Here is an 18,147-nt window from a genome sequence, read left to right on the forward strand (position 1 = left end):
ATTTCGATACAAGAGAGCGCACAGTCATGAGCGTCTCGGAACCCTTCATCCGCCGGCCCATCGCGACGTCGCTGCTCGGCATCGCGTTGTTGATCGGTGGCGCGCTTGGCTACTTCGGGCTTCCGGTATCGGCGCTGCCGCAGGTCGATTTCCCGACCGTGCAGGTCTCGACGCAATTGCCGGGCGCGAGCCCCGAAGTGACAGCGTCGCTGATCACCGCGCCTCTGGAACGTCAGCTCGGACAGATTCCGTCACTGTCATCGATGACCTCGACGAGCTCGTTCGGCGTCAGCCAGATTTCGCTGCAGTTCGACCTGAACCGCGACATCGATGGCGCGACCCAGGACGTGCAGGCGGCGATCAATGCGGCCGCCGGCGTTTTGCCGAAAAACCTGCCATATCCGCCGGTCTACGCGAAGGTCAATCCGGCCGACGCGCCGGTGATGACATTGGCGCTGACCTCGGACACCATCTCGCTGCGATCGATGAGCGACCTGTCCGACACATTGCTGGCGCAGCGGCTCAGCCAGATTTCGGGTGTCGGCAAGGTTGCCGTGCTTGGCGGCTTGAAGCCAGCGGTGCGGGTGCAGGCGGATCTGGCGCGGCTCGCTGCCTACGGCATCGCGATGGAAGATCTGCGCGCAGCGATCGCCGGCGCCAATGTGTCGGGTCCCAAGGGCTCGCTCGATGGCGCGCAGCAGGCCTACACGATTGCGGCTAACGACCAGATCGCGGCGGCGGATCAGTATCGGCCGATCATTATCGCTTATCGCAACGGATCCCCTGTGACCATCGGCGACATCGCGCAGATCGTCGATGGGCTGGAAAACGACCGCACTGGCGGTTGGTATCAAGGCACGCCCGCCGTCATCATCGAGATCCAGCGTCAACCCGGTGCAAATGTCATCGAGGTCGTTCGCCAGATCCGCGAGGAAATTCCGAAGGTGCAGCGCTCGATGCCGGCCGGTGTCAAGCTGACCATCGTGAGCGACCGCACCGTGACCATTCGCGCCTCGGTCCATGACGTGCAATTCACGCTGGTGCTGTCCGTGATCCTCGTGACTTTGGTGGTGCTGCTGTTCCTCCGGTCGCTGCGTGCAACGCTGATTGCCGGCGTAGCGCTGCCGCTGTCGCTGATCACGTCCTTCGGCGTGATGTATTTCGCCGGCTTCAGCCTCGACAATCTCAGCCTGATGGCGCTGACCATCGGCACCGGTTTCGTGGTCGACGACGCCATCGTGATGATCGAAAACATCGTCCGTCACATGGAAGAGGGCGAGAGCCCGATGGAAGCGGCGCTGGCGGGAGCGAAGGAAATCGGCTTCACGGTGATCTCGCTAACGGTGTCGCTGATCGCTGTCTTCATCCCGCTGCTGTTCATGTCTGGCCTTGTAGGCCGCATGTTCCGCGAGTTTGCGATGACGCTGACCATCGCCGTGGTCATGTCTGCCGTGGTCTCGCTGACGTTGACGCCGATGATGTGCTCGCGACTTTTGAAGCACACCAAGGATGAATGGCAGGTGCCGGGTCTGGGAGCCGTTAGCCGCTTCATCGACCGTATGGTGGCATTCTATCACCGCACGCTGCTGTGGGTGTTGCAGCATCAGCCAGCGACGCTGGTCGTCACGTTCCTGACCATCGTCGCAACGCTGGGCCTCTATGTCATCGCCCCCAAGGGCTTCCTGCCGCTGCAGGACACCGCCTCGATCACGGCTGTGACGGAGGCTGGTGCCGACGTGTCCTTCGCAGAAATGCAGAGCCGGCAGGGCGCGGCAGCCGCAGCGATCCAGGCCGATCCGGATGTAACGGGAATCATCTCGGTGATCGGCGGCGGCTCGGTCAATCCGACCACCAATGTCGGCCGGCTGGTGATGACCCTGAAGCCGCGCGGCGAGCGCAAGGATGACATGACCGCCGTAATCGCGCGGCTCAAGGATCGCGTCGCGGCGATCCCGGGCATGACCGTGTATTTCCAGCCGGTGCAGGATATCCAGATCAGCACGCAGGCGAGCCGTTCGCAGTATCAATATACGCTGACCGGGACTGATGCGGCGCAGGTGACCGAGTGGTCGCAGAAACTGGTTGCTGAATTGCGCCGCGATCCGATGTTCCGGGACGTCTCCTCGGAAGCCCAGACGGGCGGATTGCGGGCCTCGCTCGATATCAACCGGCAGCGCGCCGGTCAGCTCGGCGTCAATCTGCAGGGCGTCACCGACACGCTGAATGACGCCTTCGCGCAGCGCCAGATTTCGACCATCTACGGACAGGCCAATCAGTACCGCGTTGTGCTGGAGGCATTGCCGTCACAGCAGCGCGATCCCGACGTGCTGTCGAAACTGTATCTGCCCGGTGTGGCCGGCGCGCAGGTGCCGCTGTCTGCCGTAGCCACACTGACGCGTACCACGGCGCCACTGGCGATCTCGCATCAGGCGCAATTCCCCGCCATCTCGCTCAGCTTCAACCTTGGACCAAACGAAGCGCTTGGTGACGCGGTTGAGGAAGTCAAAAAGATCGAGACCCGGATCGGCATGCCAACCAGCATTGTCGGGATGTTCTCCGGCGATGCTGCGGAATTCTCCAAGTCGCTGTCCGGACAGCCTTGGCTGATCCTCGCGGCGCTGGTGACGATCTATATTGTGCTCGGTGTGCTCTATGAGAGCTACATTCATCCGATCACGATTCTCTCGACGCTGCCATCGGCTGGCGTCGGTGCGATCCTCGCACTGATGCTGACCGGACAGGACCTGTCCGTCATTGGCTTGATAGGCATCATCCTGCTGATGGGCATCGTCAAGAAGAACGCGATCATGATGATCGACTTTGCGCTGGATGCCGAACGCAATCGCGGCATGGCACCGGAAGCGGCGATCGTCGAAGCCTGTCTGCTGCGGTTCCGGCCCATCATGATGACGACGCTGGCGGCATTGTTTGGAGCGTTGCCGCTGGCGATCGAAAGCGGCACCGGTGCAGAATTGCGCTTCCCGCTCGGTGTGTCGATCATCGGCGGTCTGCTACTCAGCCAGATCCTGACGCTCTACACCACGCCGGTGATCTATCTGGCGCTGGATCGCATCAATCGCCGTTTCGAGAAGAGTGCGACGCCCGTTGCGGGTGCAGCCGGAACGGCGGGAGCAGGGGGGCCGCCCTAGTGGCTTCCATCTCCATCTCAGCGCCATTCATCATGCGGCCGGTCGGCACCACGTTGCTGGCGATCGGACTGTTTCTTCTCGGCGTCGTCGCCTATCACTTCCTGCCGGTCGCTGCGACGCCCAATGTCGATTTCCCGATGATTCGCGTGCAGGCGTCGCGGCCCGGCGCCGATCCGTCGATCATGGCGGCGACCGTTGCTGCGCCCCTGGAACGACGTCTGGGCATCATCGCCGGCCTCGATCAGATCACCTCGACAAGCTCCTTGGGCTCGACCAGCATTCAGCTGCAGTTCGCCATCGGCCGCGACGTCGATCGCGCCGCGCGCGACGTCCAGGCAGCCATCAATGCCTCGATGGCAGACCTACCGACCGATCTTCCGACATTGCCGACCTTCCGCAAGGCCAACCCGTCCGCCGCACCTGTCTTCATTCTCGCTTTGACGTCGCCAACGATGTCCGCGTCCGCGATCTACGATGTCGCCGACACCGTGATCGTACAGCGGCTGTCGCAGGTGCCCGGGGTCGGCGAAGTCACTGCCAGCGGCGCCGACCAGCCCGCGGTGCGCATCCAGCTCAATCCGGTCGCGCTGTCGAATGCCGGGATCGCCACCGACGACGTGCGCACCGCCATCGTCAATGCCAATCCGCTTGGTCCTGTCGGCATCTTCCAGGGATCGCGGCAGAGCGAGACGATCTCGATGAATCCGCAGATGCGCACGGCGGAAGAATTTCGCGAGATCATCGTCAAGAGTTCGAACGGCAATTATCTGCGGCTGTCTGATGTCGCCGATGTTCAGGATGCGACGCGCAACAGCCGCTCGGTTGCCTGGTTCAACAAGCAGCCGGCGGTGCTGATCCAGATCACCAAACAGGGCGACGCCAACGTCATCGACACCGTCGATCGCGTGAAAGCGCTGATCCCCGATCTGAAACAATGGATTCCTGCCGGGATCGAGATTTCGGTTCTGACTGATCGTACCGGCACCATTCGCGCCTCGGTCGAGGACATGGAGTGGACGCTGTTTGCCACCGCCGTGCTGGTGATGGCCGTGGTGTTCCTGTTCCTGCGTCGTGGCACCCCCACCATCGCAGCCGGCGTCTCGGTGCCGCTGGCGCTGGCCGGCACCTGCGTCGGCATGTGGCTGGCCGGCTTCTCGATCAACAACCTGTCGCTGATGGCGCTGGCGATCTCTGTCGGCTTCGTGGTCGACGACGCCATCGTCATGATCGAGAACATGTACCGCAATCTCGAAGAGGGCATGGCGCCGATGCAGGCGGCGCTCGCCGGCGCCAGGCAGATCGGCTTCACGGTGCTGTCGATCAGCCTGTCGTTGATTGCTGCCTTCATCCCGCTGATCTTCATGGACGGTCTGGTCGGCCGATTGCTGCGCGAATTCTCTTTGACGCTAACATTCTCGATTGTCGTCTCGACACTGGTATCGCTGACGGTGACGCCGATGATCTGTGCGCAATATATCAAGAGCGGCCTGTCGAGCACCGAGACCCGTTTCGACCGTATCGTCGAAGGCACGCTGTCACGCGTCGTGGCGTTCTATGAACGCACGCTGCATGTGGTGCTGGGTTTTCCACTCCTGACGCTGTTGGTGTTCTTCGCCACCATCGCGCTGACGGTCACACTCTACATCAAGACGCCGAAAGGTTTTTTCCCGAACGACGACAGTGGCTTCGTGATCGGTGCAACGCGCGCATCGGCCGATGTCTCGTTTCAGGCGATGCTCGGATTGCAGCAGCATATGGCTGATCTCGTGCTGAGCGATCCCGGCGTGGCCAGTATCGGTTCGTCGCTTGGCGGCACTGGCGGGCCGGGCGGCGGCGGCGCCAACCGGGGCACCATGTTTATCGCCTTGAAACCACCAGAGGAGCGCAACGGCGCATCGACTGAAGACGTCATCAATCGGTTGCGTCCGAAGCTCAGCGCGGTTCCGGGTATCCGTCTCTTCATGTTTGCTGCGCAGGATCTGCGCGCCGGCGGACGCCAGAGTGACTCCAACTATCAATACACGCTGACCTCGACCAATCTCGATCTCCTGCAGAAATGGGCACCGCTGGTCGGCAAACGGCTGGAGAGCGTCGAGGGCATCACCGACGTGTCGAGCGACCGCGATCCCGGCGGATTGCAATTGACGCTGACCATCGACCGCAAGATGGCATCGAGCCTCGGCGTCAAGGTGCAGGACATCGACAACGCCTTGAACAACGCATTCTCGCAGCGGCAGATCTCGACGATCTACACCCAGCGCAACCAGTACAAGGTGGTGCTGGAAATCGATCCGAAATTCCAGAACGATCCGTCCGATCTCGACCGCATCTATGTTGCCGGCCTGAATGGGGCGCAGGTGCCGCTGTCGGCGGTTGTGCGCATGTCGCGCACGTTGTCCGCGCTGGCGGTGTTCCACTCGCAGGGATTCCCGTCGACGACGGTGTCGTTCAACACGCTGCCTGGCGTGCAGCTCGATGCCGTGACAGGCAACATCCAGCGCGCGGTCGACGAACTGCATATGCCCGAAGGAATCCGGGGCGGATTCGATGGCAATGCCGGTGACTTCAGCAAGACCACGGGGCGGCAGCCGCTGCTGATCCTCGGCGCGCTCATCGCAATGTATATCGTGCTCGGGGTGCTCTATGAGAGCCTCGTGCATCCTTTGACCATCATCTCGACGTTGCCCTCGGCGGGGCTCGGCGCATTGCTGGCGTTGCAGATCACCAACACGCCGCTGACCGTGATCGCCTTCGTCGGGATCATTCTCCTCATCGGCATCGTCAAGAAGAACGGAATCATGATGGTCGATTTCGCCATCGAGGCGGAGCGGCATCGCGGACTGTCGCCCGCCGAGGCGATCTTCGAGGCCTGCACCGTGCGCTTCCGCCCAATCCTGATGACCTCGCTGGCGGCGGTATTCGCGGCGATCCCGCTGGTCATCGCGACCGGGCCGGGCACCGAGCTGCGCCGCCCGCTGGGCATCACCATCATCGGCGGGCTGTTCGTCTCGCAGGTGCTGACGCTCTACACGACGCCGGTGATCTATCTCCTGATCGACCGGCTGCGTAACCGCTTCCGCCCGGCACCGCTGCCGGCCCCGGCCGAATAGCGAAATCCGGGCGTTACGGCGGTTGAAGCCTCGGGCCGCGCGGCGTATAGCGGGCAATGTCCAAGAAATCAGATCTGCAAGCCGCTGAGGTCGCTGAGGCGATCCCGGAATGTCCGCATTGCCACAAGCCGATGCCGCTGTGCATCTGCGACAGCATTACGCCCATCGACAACAAGATCGAGCTCCTGATCCTGCAGCATCCGCAGGAACAGGACAGGGCGCTGGGCACCGCCCGCGTCGCCGCGCTACATTTCAAGAAGGCCACGGTCAAAATCGGCCTGTCCTGGCCGAGCCTCGCTAAGGCGCTGGGCAAGCCGGTCGCCGATCCCGCCCGCTGGGCGATCCTCTACCTTGGCTCGGCCAAGGTCACCGATTACGAGACCGACCGGGATATCCTCGCCATCGACCGCAAGGGTCAGGCTGAGGAAAACCAGCGCGCACTGCTCAAGGACATTCAGGGCATCGTGCTGCTCGACGGCACCTGGAGCCAGGCCAAGGCGTTGTGGTGGCGCAACGCCTGGATGCTGAAATGCCAGCGCGTCATTCTCGGACCGGCCAAACCGTCGCTTTACGGCAAGCTGCGCCGCGAACCGCGCAAGGACGGCCTGTCGACCATCGAAGCCGCGGGGATGTTGCTGGCCAGCCTCGAACGGAAGCCGGAGATCGAGACCACGCTGAACGAGGCTTTCGAGCGGATGCTGGCGAAATATCGCGAAGCCCAGACCCTCATGCCGGAACTGGCGCCAAAGCCCAAACCCAAGCGCGACTGGCGGCGTAAGAAGCACGCCTGATCGCGTTCGGTTTTGATTGATCCCGGCCTATCGGCTGCTGGGCGGCGGACCGACGCCGGCTTCACGCTCGTCACTCGATGATGACGGTCTGACGAGCGACGAAAACGGATTGCGGAACAGTCCGCCGCGAGCTTCTTCCACGACGGGTGCGGGAGGCGGTGCCGGGGCTGCAGCCTGCGGCGGCACCACCGGAACCGGCAGCTTCTCGCACTTCAGGGAATAGACCAGCTGGCCGTCGGCGGTCCGGCCAATCGGCGCACAGGGATCGGTGCGAACCGGAACGGGCGGTTTGGCCTGGGCCCAGCCTGGCGAGGTCATCAGCAATGTGGCGATCAAGACCCGGATGTTCATCGTGCCCCCTAGGGTTAGCAGGATGCTACGATCAATACTCCAATCCTGCCAAGCGAAGTGTTGCAGCGCACCACTCATAGCAGTCGCGCCCCGATCACGGGTCTGGCAGGCTAAGTTATTGATTGGATTGATGGAGGCCACGTCGGGAATCGAACCCGAATAAACGGTTTTGCAGACCGGCGCGTAACCATTCCGCCACATGGCCCCATAGCGGGTTAGTTACAGACCGTTCGCCATTTAGGCAATGCCCGGCTGAAATCTTTCGTGGGGTCCGACATACCGACACAAGATCAGCAGGAGGCCTGCCAGCCATCCGGAAACGGAATCAGCGGCCAGGGGCCGTCATTGTCGTTCGCAGCGGTCGGAATCGGGGCGAAGAACATTTCCTGGCTGCGCAGATCGTCCCGCACATCGGCCTCGATTTCGGCCCGGACTGTCTCCAGCAGATAGTCAAATTCGGCTTCGCTCATCTTTTAGCTCCCTGTCTTGAGAGCAATCTGACGCAAAGCCTTTGTTGGGCTGTTGAATGGATCGTTCAAATTGTACCGATCCACACGTGAGGCCCGTCATGGTTACCGGGACGTTTACCTCATTGAATCAGGTGCGGGGTTCCATGCACCAATCCGATGGTTCACGGTAACATCAAACTGTTTGCTCCGTGACGGGTGTGTCCGTCTCCAGCAGCGTATCCAGCATCTTGCGGCCCTTCGTGCTGGCCTGCATCAGAGGATCCGCCTTGAAGGTCGACTTCAGGAAGCTCGACACCGCGCGGATGCGCGGCACGAATTGCAGATCGTTATGGACGTTGATCCACAGCTCTCGCGTGGTGGACAGCTTGTCGTGCAGCACCGGGATCAGGTCGGGGCGACGCGCCGTTGCAAAACTTGGCAGCAGTACAAGCCCAATGCCGCCGGCCGCAGCGTTCATCTGCGCGCACATGCTGTTGGAATGGAACGAAACCGGCGGGCTCTTGATGATGTCATCGAGCCAGCGCACGGAGTCGAGCTGGATCTGGTCGTCGATATAGGTGACGAAGCTGTGCTTTGTGAGTTCGGATGGGCTCTTCGGCACGCCATGCGCGTCGAGATACTCTTGCGACGCATAGAGCCCGAGCTGAAAGCAGCCGATCCGCTCGGACACCATGCCCTGACCGGTCGGGCGGAAGAAGCTCAGAAACAGATCGGCCTCGCGCCGGTTCACCGAGACGCTCTGCGGTGACGTCAGCAGCTCGACGGTCAGGTCGGGATGCTGTTTGCGCAATTCGACGAAGCGGTAGGCGAGGTAGAGCGAGGCGATGCCTTCCATCGTGGCAAGACGGACCCGGCCAGCCATACGGCTGCCGCCGCATTGCACGTCTTCCCGCATGGCGATCACGGCGCTCTCGATCCGCTCGGCATGGCAGAGCAGGCGGTCGCCGGTCTCGTTGACCTTCAGTCCGGACGGCAATCGCTCGAACAGCGCCACACCCAGCGTGCTCTCGAGATGCGCGATGCGGCGACTGATGGTGGATTGATCGACCCGGAGGCGCTTGGCCGCACTGCCAAGGCTGCCGCCGCGCGCCGCGTGAATGAAGACCTTGAGGTCGTCCCAATCGAGCGATTTGAAGTTTTCCATGCAGAGTTAACAGCAAGAGCTGTGCCAGCACGCGCTACTGGGACGCCTTGTCGCGGTGGAAAAGCCAGTCTGCAAGGCCCTTTGCAGGATTGTCTATACCCCGTGCGATCCGAAGCAACCTAGCCTGACGGGAACAAAGAACGATCCGTCTCTCTCGCTTTGCGGACGCAGCGCTGCCGGAAGTCCGGGTTCAGCGAGTGACCATGAATGAGGCTCTTGCGATGATCTCGCAGGCACCACGAGAGTCGCGACGGCATGCCGTTCCAGAAGCTCAATTTCGCGGGGGCCAGCCCCCATCGCAGCTCACCGGCCAATGGCGGCGGTGATCGAACCAGAAGGGTGTGTCATGCAGTTTGACCGTCGACAGCTTTTGCTCGGGGGAGTCGGCACTGCCGCGGGCCTCATGCTTCCAGGCAGCGCGTTCGCGCAATCGCCGGCGACGATCGGCACATTTCCGGAAGGCGTCACTGCGGATTCGGTCTTCGTCGGTCTGACCATACCGCTCACCGGTGTGTTCTCGGGCGACGGCGGAGATCTCAAGCTCGGCTATGAACTGGCCATCGCGCAGATCAATGCCGGCGGCGACATCGCGCAGAAGTGGGGCCTCAAGGGCAAGGGCGTGCTCGGCCGGCAGATCAAGTACAAGGTCTCCGACACCGAAGGTAAGCCCAACCTCGACGTGCAGAGCGCGACGCAGTTCATCCAGCGCGACAAGGCGATCATGGTGTCGGGCTCGGTGTCATCAGCCAGCGCCATCGCGCTCGAAGAACTCGGTTCGCGCGAGAAGGTGCTGTACATGGTCGGCATCGCCGGCTCCAACGACATCACTGGCAAGAACTGCCAGCGCTACGGCTTCCGCTCGCAGCAGAACGCTTACATGGCCGCGAAAGCGATGGCGCCCGTCGTCGCCAAGGCGCTCGGCAAGAACGTGAAGTCGGCCTTCCTCGTGCCTGACTACACCTATGGCCATACCGTCTATGACAGCTTCGCCAAGTTCTCGGCGGAGCAGGGCTGGAAGCAAGTCGCCAAGGAAGTCGTGCCGCTCGGCACCACCGACTATTCGTCGGCGCTCCTGAACATCGCCAATAGCGGCGCGGACGTATTCGTCAACATCGCCTTCGGCGGCGATGCGGTCGCTTCGACCAAGCAGGCCGAACAGTTCGGCGTGCTCAAGCGCATGAAGCTTGTGGTGCCGAACCTGTCCTCGTTTCAGGACAAGGAGCTCGGCGCCGAGCTGATGCAGGGCGTCTATGGCAGCTGCGACTTCTGGTGGGGACTGCAGGACACCTATCCGCTCGCCAAGACCTTCGTCGAGAGCTTCGTGGCGCAGAACAAGTACTATCCGCGCTGGGGCGCGCATATCGGCTACATGCAGACCTATCTGTGGGCGATGTCGGTCGAACGCGCCGGTACGTTCAATCCGGTCGATGTGATCAAGGCGATGGAGAGCTCCAAGGTGCAGCCTTACGAGACCACCATCGGCAAGGTCTATTTCCGCGCCGAAGATCACCAGATGGTGCGGCCGATCCCGATCCTGCGCGGCAAGAAGCCGTCCGAGATGAAGAACAAGGAAGACTTCTACGAGATCGTCGATATTGCGGATGGCGAGAGCGTGATGAACGCGCCGGACTTCTTCGGCTGCAAGCTCGGCCCCTACACCTAAGGATCACCATGCCAAGCTGGCCCGTCCTCATCTCCCAGGCCTTTAATGGCCTGGCCCTCGGCACACTGCTGGCCCTCGTCAGTAGCGGGCTGACGATCATCCTGGGCACGCTTGGCGTCCTCAACTTCGCTCACGGCGCGCTGTTCGCCGTGGGCGCCTATGCCGCTTTCGTCCTGCTGCAATACACGTCGTCTTTCGTGCTCGCGATCGTCGTCGGCTGCGGCTTCATGCTGGTGCTCGGCTTCTTGCTGGAACGCATCATCATCCGTTATTTCTACGACAGGCCGCATGAGGATCAGATCCTTGTCACCTACGGTGTCGGCATCGTGCTCGTCGAATGCGTCCGTGCAGCCTTCGGCGGCAATGCGCAGCGTGTGCCGGTGCCGTCCTGGGGGCAGGGCGCGACCCAGATGGGCTTCCTGATCTATCCGACTTATCGCCTGCAACTGATCGCCATCATCGCCGGGCTGCTGCTCAGTCTCTATCTCGTGCTCTATCGCACCTCGATGGGCCTTGTGGTTCGCGCCGGCATCGAGAATCCCGGCATGGTCGGCATCCTCGGCATCAATGTGCGCCGCGCCTTCCTGCTGGTCTTCGCCATCGGCGTTGTCGCCGTCGGTCTCGCCGGCATGCTCTATGCGCCGGTCGTGGCCGTGACGCCGGACATGGGCGCCAATTTCATGGCGCAGTCTTTCGTGGTCATCGTGCTCGGCGGCCTCGGCTCGTTCCCGGGCGCAGTCATCGGCGGCCTGATCGCGGGCGAGATCATCAGCCTGACCAGTGCTTTCAACTCGTCCTATTCGGAAGTGATGCTCTACGCGCTGATGGCGGTGCTGCTGATCATGCGCCCGCAAGGCCTGTTCGGTTCGGAAGGCCGCGCATGATGCGTCCTCGTTCCGGCGGCTTGCGGGGCTGGCTTCCCGAACTCGCGGTGCTGTGCACGCTGATCGTGGCACCCATCGTGTTTCCGCATCTCGGTTTCTCGACCGATCTGCTGACACGTGTGTTGAACTGGGGCCTGATCGGCCTCGGCTTCGATATCCTGTTCGGCCTGACGGGCCTGCTGTCCTTTGGACAGGCCGCATTTTTCGGCGTCGGCGGCTTTGTCAGCGCCTATCTGCTGGTGTCCCACACCATCGATAGCGTCTGGTTGGCGCTTTTGATCGGCACCATCGCAGCCGGCCTGTTCGGCCTCCTGGTCGGCTGGTTCGCCGTGCGCCGGGTCGGCATCTATTTCACGATGATCACGCTGGCCTTCGGCCAGATGGCCTATTTCATCGAGAATTCCCCGCTGTCGGACTACACCGGCGGCGAGAACGGCATCCCCGGTGTGCCGGTGCCGGTGCTCGGCTTCGGCGCCAGTGCGATCCGCATCAGTGCGGGCATGCCGATGTATGTCCTGTTCGCGGTGATCTTCTTCCTCGGCTATGTGCTGGCGCGCCGCATCGTGGGCTCGCCGGTCGGTGCGATTCTGCTGGCGATCAAGGAGAATACCGGCCGCGTCGCGATGCTTGGCCATAACGTGCCGGCCTACAAGCTGACGGCCTTCGTCATCGCTGCGCTCTATGCCGGTCTTGCCGGCGGTCTGCTCGGCTCGTTCCAGAGCTACATGCCGCCGGATGCGTTCTCGCTGGAGACGTCGGGACAGCTCGTAGTTCAAACCATTGTCGGCGGAGCCGGCACGCTAATCGGTCCGCTGGTCGGCGCGGCCGTCTGGCTGTGGCTGCGCGACAATCTGCAGCTCATTCCGGGCTTTGCGATCCTGTGGAAGCTGGTGCTCGGGATCGCTTTCATCGTTCTGGTCATCGGGCTGCGCCGCGGCATCTGCGGCGAGATCGCCCATTGGTGGAACGAGCGCCGTAACCTGGCTGCCGCACGAGCCGCCGAGGCCAAAACCGAAGCCATCGAGGCGCACAATATCGATGCGGCAATCAAACCCGCCGCGCCGCCCAAGGACGTCAAGCTGACGCTTGCCGAACCTGCGACGGATGATAGCGACGTGGCGCTCGAAGCCAAATCTCTGGCGCGGCACTATGGTGGCCTCAAAGCCGTCGATGGCGTCTCCTTCAAGGTCCGCCGCGGCTCGATCCATGCCGTGATAGGCCCGAATGGCGCTGGCAAGAGCACGCTGTTCAAGATGCTGCTCGACGAAGTCAGCCCGTCCTCCGGCGAGGTCCTGCTGTTCGGCGCGAAAATCACGGGCGTCGGCGTCAGCCGCGCGGCGCAGCTCGGCATCGCCAAGAGCAATCAGCTCAATCAGCTGTTTCCCAATCTGACGGTGCGCAAGAACCTGCGTATCGCGGCACTGGCACGCCGTCGCGGCCCGATGCGCTTCGATCTGTTGCGCGGAGCCGGCAGCATTCCCGACGTCGAGGAGCAGATCGCCTCGATCCTCGGCCTGCTCAATCTGGTCGAACGCGCCGATACGCCGGCACATATTCTGGCCTACGGCGAAAAGCGCCGGCTCGAAATCGGGATGGCGCTGGCCACCAGCCCGAACGTATTGCTGCTGGACGAACCCTTAGCCGGCATGAGCCCGGCAGAACGCATCGCGACCTGCGCCTTCATTCGCGACATCGGGCGCTCGCGAACCGTGGTCATCGTCGAGCACGATCTCGACGCCATCTTCGAACTCGCCGAGCGCATCACCGTGCTCTATGAGGGCCGGCTGCTGGCGGACGGCACCGCCGACGAGATCCGGCGCAATCCGGCCGTGCAGGACGCCTATCTGGGAGGGCTGCACGCGCATGAGCCTGCTTGAAGTCGACAAGATCAATACGCTGTATGGCGATTCCCACGTGCTGTTCGACCTGTCGATCAGGGTCGATCAGGGCGAGGTCGTGGCACTGCTCGGCCGCAACGGCGCCGGCAAGACCACGACGCTGCGCTCGATCATGGGCGTACTGTCGCCGCGCAGCGGCCATATCCGTCTCGACGGCAAATCCATCGAGGGCATGCCGCCCTCGACGATCGCCAGCATGGGCGTCCAACTGGTGCCGGAAGAGCGCGCTATTTTCGGTGGCCTGACGGTCGAGGAAAACCTGCGCATTGCCGCGCTGACAGCGCCCAATGCCTGGTCCTACGATCGCATCTACGAAGTGTTTCCGCGCCTCAAGGAGCGCCGCAAATCGGCCGGACGCACACTGTCTGGCGGCGAACAGCAGATGCTGGCGATTGCACGCGCGTTGATCCGTGATGCGCGCATCATCTTGCTGGACGAGCCGTTCGAGGGCCTAGCGCCGCTGATCGTGCGCGATCTCGTCGAGGTCTCACGCAATCTGGCTGCTGAAGGCCGCACCATGATTGTGGTCGAGCAGAACGTTGCGGCGGCATTGAGTTTCGCCAACCGCGTCTACGGGCTCAATAACGGCCACGTGGTGTTCGAAGGCACGCCTGCGGACCTCAACGCCAGCCCAGACCTGATGCGGGATTTCCTCGGCGTCGGAATGTGATTCCCGGGACGTAATCCCGGAGACAATGGCCCCGGGCAACGTGATTCCCTAGATTTCGATCGGCACCGCGAGGCGCCCGATCAGGAGCGCCACCTCATCGAGGTGATCGCTGTCATGCGCCTCGACGGCTTCGGCGAGCCGGGTGACGCATTCGTCATCACTGATAAAGGGCAGGGAGTTGAGGTCGGTCGGAAGCGCGCGGTCGGTGTGCGTGGCTGGCATCGGTCACCTCGTTCGATTCGGAACTTGTTCAACGTCGCGAAGGGCAGTCTTGCGGTGCAATAAGACTAAATAGCGACACGGTTGGAAAGATTATTCTGCGCGCGCATGCGACATGGGCCCGGCGAGAACGGGTCAAGCATCAAGAAAATCCCGTAACATGAGGCTTTTTCGGAGTTTTCCCCGATTGGCGGCCTCTATGGGAAGAGGTGCATTTCCTGCTTTCCAAGCGCGGATCGCTTTGTTATACGCTGCGGCCTGCGAACAAGCTTCGCACGTTCCCTGGTAGCTCAGCGGTAGAGCATTCGACTGTTAATCGAATGGTCGCTGGTTCGAATCCAGCCCGGGGAGCCAAACATCCTTCCGCAAAAATGGCTGCCAGAAACCGCGCTCGGGACCGCCTCGATAGCGCGTTGGCTGCTGAGTTTTTACGAACCTTGCATCCCGCTGTGCGCTGCCGTAATTCCTGCAAAAGGAACTTCCAGCCGTTTGCAAGGGATTGCTCATGTCCGACTTTTCGACCGCACGCCAGAAGATGGTTGATGGTCAGGTGCGTCCCAGCGACGTCACCGATTTGCGCATCATTGATGCCATGCTCGCGGTGCCGCGCGAGGAGTTCGTTCCTGCCAGCCAGCGCGCCATGGCCTATCTGGACCTCGACCTGGAAGTCGCCCCGAATCGCTTTCTGATCAAGCCGGTGGTGCTGGCGCGGATGCTGCAGGCCTCCGACGTAAAGGCGACCGACAAGGTTCTGGTGGTTGGTTGCCCCACGGGCTATGCGGCCGCCGTCATCGCCCAGTTTGCCGGGCAGGTCACCAGCGCGGCCGGCATGCCGGCCGATGGCGACGCCGCCAACGGCCCCTATGATCTGATCGTTCTGGCCGGCGCGACGGAAATCGTCCCGACGGGGCTCTACAAGCAGCTGGCCTCTGGTGGCCAACTGGTGGGCGTGTTCGCCCTGACCAAGCCCGCCCGCGCCGTGATCGTGACCCATTCCCACGAGGATTTTGGCTCCCGCCCCCTGTTCGATGCTACCGCACCGGTTCTGCCGGGCATGGAAAAGCTCCCGGCATTCGTTTTCTAGGGCTGACTGCGGCCCTGATCGGGCATCGGGGCACCGCTAATATCGCCAGCGGTAATTACAAGTGTGGCTTGGATGTCCCATTCGCCAAGTTTTCACTGTCAAGTTTCCACGAGAGGTTCCGTCTCGCCAATGCGCGGAATATGGTGAGTGGAGACTCGCTAACGGACATCATCTGTTCGGTCGCCATAAGTGTGCGCCCGGATCAGTGAACGGCATGAATGGATTACCAAGAATGGGCGGCGTAAAAGCTCTCACCGGTGCTGCAGCTGCGGCCCTTTTGCTGGCATTTGCCGGAGCGTCACCCGTTCTGGCTGACACGATCGAAGCGGCGTTGGTTCGCGCTTATCAGAACAATCCTCAATTGAATGCCCAGCGCGCTTCGGTGCGCGTCACTGACGAGAACGTGCCGCAGGCTTTGTCGGGTTATCGGCCGAGGGTCGCTATCACCGCGAGCGGCGGCTATCAGTACACGGACGCGGTCAACAGCATTGCAGGTACTGCGACCGCAATTCACGGCGTGCAGGTTCCCCGCGCCGTTGGCGCGACCATCACTCAGAATGTGTACAACGGCCAGCAGACTGCAAACCGTACCCGAGCTGCCGAAAGCCAGGTATCGTCCGCACGCGAAGGCCTGCGCGTGCTGGAACAGTCAGTGTTGCTTTCCGCCGCGACTATCTACATGGATTACCTGCGCGACGCGGCCACCGTCGAGGTTCAGCGCAGCAACGTGCGTGTGCTCGAGCAGACGCTGAAGCAGACCCGCGACCGGTTCAATGTCGGCGAAGTCACGCGCACCGACGTGGCGCAGTCCGAGGCGCAGCTCGCCGCCGGCCGTACGCAGTTGCTGAGCGCCGAATCGACGCTGACGACCACGCGCTCGAATTTCCGCCGCATTATCGGCAACGAGCCGGTGGCTTTGCAGGCAGGTTCGCCAGTCGACCGCTTTCTGCCCGCCACGCTACCTGCCGCTATCGAGCTCGGCCTCACTGAAAATCCGAGCGTGACCGCAGCAATGTTCGGGGTCGACATCAGTTTCCTGAACACCAAGGTCAACGAAGGCGCACTGTTTCCAACAGTGACGCTGACGGCCAACATCCAGCAGGGTTGGGAACAGTCGATCTCGCAGCCGCGCGGTCTGACGGCGTCAGGCATCGCCCAGGTGTCGGTCCCGGTTTACCAGGGCGGCGGCGAATATTCGCTGATCCGTCAGTCCAAGGAAACGCTCGCGCAGCAACGCCTCGCTCTCGACCAGACGCGCGATCAGGCGCGCGCGAGCGTCGTGCAGGCCTGGGGTCAGTTGCTGGCGGGTAGGGCGCAGGTCTCGTCCGCACAGGCACAGGTGCAGGCTTCCGAAATTGCGCTGAACGGCGTTCGCGAAGAAGCCAAGGCCGGCCAGCGCACCACGCTCGACGTGTTGAATGCCCAGCAGGCGCTGGTGAACGCGCGCGTCGCACTTGTCACGGCGCAGCATGATCGTGTGGTGGCATCATACTCGGTGCTCAACGCAGTTGGCCGTCTGTCACCGATGGTGATGAAGCTGAACACCAATGTGTATGACCCCAGCGTGCACTATCATCAGGTGCGCGATAGCTGGGTCGGCGTGCGTACGCCCGACGGACGCTAACGCGCTCGGATATCACCTGATATCGTGTCGAAAGGGCCGCTTGTGCGGCCCTTTGCTTGCAATCAATTTGTCCGATGACGTACCGTTTGCATTGCTGGCTTAGCGATTCGGAATGCCTCTCCTAATTCCTTGGGCATTTCCCGCGCGACAGCTGGTGGTCAGGCCTCGCTTGATCTTGGGGACAAGTCAGGCTTGCGCGCTGAATCGAACGGTCGTCAAAACGACAACCCGCAAATTCAGCCTCGTCTGGTGTAAAATATTGACGAGAGCGTTGATGATGCGGAGTCGGACATGACGCAACCTGCAAAGGTCCAGGAGCCCTCGATGGAGGAGATTCTGGCGTCGATCCGACGTATCATCGCCGACGACGAAGCGAAGCCGGCCGTCGCCGAAGTTGCTCCTCCGCCGCCGCCCAAGCCAGCTCCTGCACCCAAGCCTGCTGCGATGACAGACATCCCGCCGTCGGCGATTCCTGCCGCGCAGGCTGCTGCCGCCAAAGCACCGCCTCCAGCCCCGAAGCCCGCGCCACCGCCGCCGGAGCCGGAGCCTGCTGCCTCCAACAGCCAGGACGACATCGACGCGATGTTGGCCAGCTTGGAAGCCGCGACCACCGAGGAAGAGGTGCGCCCGGCGCAGCCCGACGGTGATGTGTTCGAACTGACCGACGAGATGGTGGTCGCCGACCCCGAGCCGGAACCCGCATTCCAGCATGTCGAGCCGGATGACGACCTCGAATTCGCCGAAGCTGTCGCTGCCAGCAGCCAACGACCCGCACCGCGCTTCGACCCGCCGTCCTATGATCCGCCCCCGGTCGCACCGCAGCAGCAGATCCTGTCACACAGCACCGTGTCGTCCGTGGAGTCGGCCTTCAATGCGCTGGCCAATACGGTCCTGAGCAACAACGCGCGGACCCTTGAGGATCTCGTCAAGGAGATGCTGCGTCCGATGCTGAAGTCCTGGCTGGACGACAACCTGCCGGGCCTCGTCGAGCGCATCGTCAAGGCTGAGATCGAGCGCGTCTCGCGCGGCGGCGGCCGCTAGGCCGCGAGACAGGCAACGACGGCCTTTCGGGGCCTTCGTTTGGCCCTCC

At 62.4% G+C, this 18,147-nt stretch carries 14 protein-coding genes and 2 tRNA genes; 11 read left to right on the forward strand and 5 right to left on the reverse strand.

Going from position 1 to position 18,147, the window contains the following annotated elements; all coding sequences use genetic code 11:
- The first annotated feature begins 26 nt into the window (after positions 1–26).
- From LPB73_RS11645 to LPB73_RS11655, 3 genes are read left to right on the forward strand one after another with little or no spacing between them, the layout of a single operon-like run.
- Positions 27–3,149: an efflux RND transporter permease subunit gene (locus LPB73_RS11645; RefSeq protein WP_231080660.1), complete on the forward strand. Its 3,123-nt coding sequence runs from the start codon at positions 27–29 to the stop codon at positions 3,147–3,149.
- 32 nt (positions 3,150–3,181) lie between these two features.
- Positions 3,182–6,259 (forward strand): efflux RND transporter permease subunit, encoded by a 3,078-nt coding sequence (locus LPB73_RS11650; RefSeq protein ID WP_305801706.1) that lies wholly within the window; start codon positions 3,182–3,184, stop codon positions 6,257–6,259.
- Positions 6,260–6,315: 56 nt separating this feature from the next.
- Positions 6,316–7,050 carry a tRNA-uridine aminocarboxypropyltransferase gene (locus tag LPB73_RS11655; RefSeq protein WP_231080661.1) on the forward strand — a complete coding sequence of 245 codons (735 nt, stop codon included), beginning with the start codon at positions 6,316–6,318 and terminating at the stop codon, positions 7,048–7,050.
- Positions 7,051–7,077: 27 nt separating this feature from the next.
- On the opposite strand, the gene LPB73_RS11660 is transcribed toward LPB73_RS11655, so the two are convergent.
- The 4 genes from LPB73_RS11660 to LPB73_RS11675 all read right to left on the reverse strand — a co-directional run bounded on the left by LPB73_RS11660 (position 7,078) and on the right by LPB73_RS11675 (position 9,015).
- Positions 7,078–7,401 carry a hypothetical protein gene (locus LPB73_RS11660; RefSeq protein WP_231080662.1) on the reverse strand — a complete coding sequence of 108 codons (324 nt, stop codon included), beginning with the start codon at positions 7,399–7,401 and terminating at the stop codon, positions 7,078–7,080.
- 131 nt (positions 7,402–7,532) lie between these two features.
- Positions 7,533–7,606: transfer RNA gene (locus LPB73_RS11665), tRNA-Cys, on the reverse strand.
- 85 nt (positions 7,607–7,691) lie between these two features.
- A complete protein-coding gene (locus tag LPB73_RS11670; protein WP_068736432.1) occupies positions 7,692–7,871 on the reverse strand; it encodes a hypothetical protein in 180 nt (59 codons plus the stop codon).
- A gap of 172 nt (positions 7,872–8,043) precedes the next feature.
- Positions 8,044–9,015, reverse strand: coding sequence for a LysR family transcriptional regulator (locus LPB73_RS11675; protein WP_231080663.1), 972 nt, complete (start codon positions 9,013–9,015; stop codon positions 8,044–8,046).
- A 346-nt stretch (positions 9,016–9,361) separates the two neighbouring features.
- Between LPB73_RS11675 and LPB73_RS11680 the strand changes: the two genes are divergently transcribed.
- The 4 genes from LPB73_RS11680 to LPB73_RS11695 are packed head-to-tail and all read left to right on the forward strand — an operon-like array spanning position 9,362 to position 14,130.
- Positions 9,362–10,678 (forward strand): ABC transporter substrate-binding protein, encoded by a 1,317-nt coding sequence (locus tag LPB73_RS11680; RefSeq protein ID WP_175368998.1) that lies wholly within the window; start codon positions 9,362–9,364, stop codon positions 10,676–10,678.
- An 8-nt stretch (positions 10,679–10,686) separates the two neighbouring features.
- Positions 10,687–11,562 carry a branched-chain amino acid ABC transporter permease gene (locus tag LPB73_RS11685; protein WP_175368999.1) on the forward strand — a complete coding sequence of 292 codons (876 nt, stop codon included), beginning with the start codon at positions 10,687–10,689 and terminating at the stop codon, positions 11,560–11,562.
- Complete coding sequence (locus LPB73_RS11690) at positions 11,559–13,439, forward strand: ATP-binding cassette domain-containing protein (protein WP_414716887.1); 1,881 nt, start codon at positions 11,559–11,561, stop codon at positions 13,437–13,439. The genes LPB73_RS11685 and LPB73_RS11690 overlap by 4 nt, the downstream gene beginning before the upstream one ends.
- The gene (locus tag LPB73_RS11695; RefSeq protein WP_231080665.1) at positions 13,426–14,130 is read left to right on the forward strand and encodes an ABC transporter ATP-binding protein; all 705 of its coding nucleotides are present in this window, start codon (positions 13,426–13,428) and stop codon (positions 14,128–14,130) included. The genes LPB73_RS11690 and LPB73_RS11695 overlap by 14 nt, the downstream gene beginning before the upstream one ends.
- A 48-nt stretch (positions 14,131–14,178) precedes the next feature.
- Here the strand turns inward: LPB73_RS11695 and LPB73_RS11700 are convergent, their stop codons facing one another.
- Positions 14,179–14,352 (reverse strand): hypothetical protein, encoded by a 174-nt coding sequence (locus LPB73_RS11700; RefSeq protein ID WP_170849674.1) that lies wholly within the window; start codon positions 14,350–14,352, stop codon positions 14,179–14,181.
- 276 nt (positions 14,353–14,628) lie between these two features.
- Here LPB73_RS11700 and LPB73_RS11705 point away from each other — a divergent pair.
- From LPB73_RS11705 to LPB73_RS11720, 4 genes are all read left to right on the forward strand, one after another.
- Positions 14,629–14,703 (forward strand) — tRNA-Asn (locus LPB73_RS11705).
- Positions 14,704–14,854: 151 nt separating this feature from the next.
- Positions 14,855–15,433: a protein-L-isoaspartate O-methyltransferase family protein gene (locus tag LPB73_RS11710; RefSeq protein ID WP_231080666.1), complete on the forward strand. Its 579-nt coding sequence runs from the start codon at positions 14,855–14,857 to the stop codon at positions 15,431–15,433.
- 232 nt (positions 15,434–15,665) lie between these two features.
- Positions 15,666–17,057: a TolC family outer membrane protein gene (locus tag LPB73_RS11715; protein ID WP_175369002.1), complete on the forward strand. Its 1,392-nt coding sequence runs from the start codon at positions 15,666–15,668 to the stop codon at positions 17,055–17,057.
- A gap of 291 nt (positions 17,058–17,348) precedes the next feature.
- The gene (locus LPB73_RS11720) at positions 17,349–18,098 is read left to right on the forward strand and encodes a PopZ family protein (RefSeq protein WP_231080667.1); all 750 of its coding nucleotides are present in this window, start codon (positions 17,349–17,351) and stop codon (positions 18,096–18,098) included.
- Positions 18,099–18,147: the final 49 nt, after the last annotated feature.

Source organism: Tardiphaga sp. 37S4, assembly GCF_021044645.1.
GTDB lineage: Bacteria > Pseudomonadota > Alphaproteobacteria > Rhizobiales > Xanthobacteraceae > Tardiphaga > Tardiphaga robiniae.